General features: G+C 71.7%; 1 pseudogene. It reads left to right on the top strand.

The features are described from left to right. Window positions 1-290 (top strand): annotated as a pseudogene (locus IG08_RS62375) (IS200/IS605 family accessory protein TnpB-related protein); the annotation flags it as partial.

Genomic DNA, 290 nt, shown 5'->3' on the forward strand with positions numbered 1-290 from the left:
CAGCCCCTCACCAGCACAACCCGGAAGACGACTCGCCACGAGGCTGCCGCCGTGGCGATCGGACGGCGCGCCCAAGGACACCCGGTCCGGCGACGGACGACACCGCCCCGTGCACACCAGAGCGATATGCACGGGCATCGGACCGTCCAGGCCGACCGGCGTGCCCTCGGGCGTGAGGGACCCCGCCCTCCCGTTCCCGGACCACGGACACGATCCGTGCCGCCGGACTGTGGAGCGAACGCGGGCAACCAGAACGCCCAACACCGTTCGGGGCGTTCGGCTGAGCATGA

It is taken from the genome of Streptomyces fulvoviolaceus, assembly GCF_000718165.1.
GTDB lineage: Bacteria > Actinomycetota > Actinomycetes > Streptomycetales > Streptomycetaceae > Streptomyces > Streptomyces fulvoviolaceus.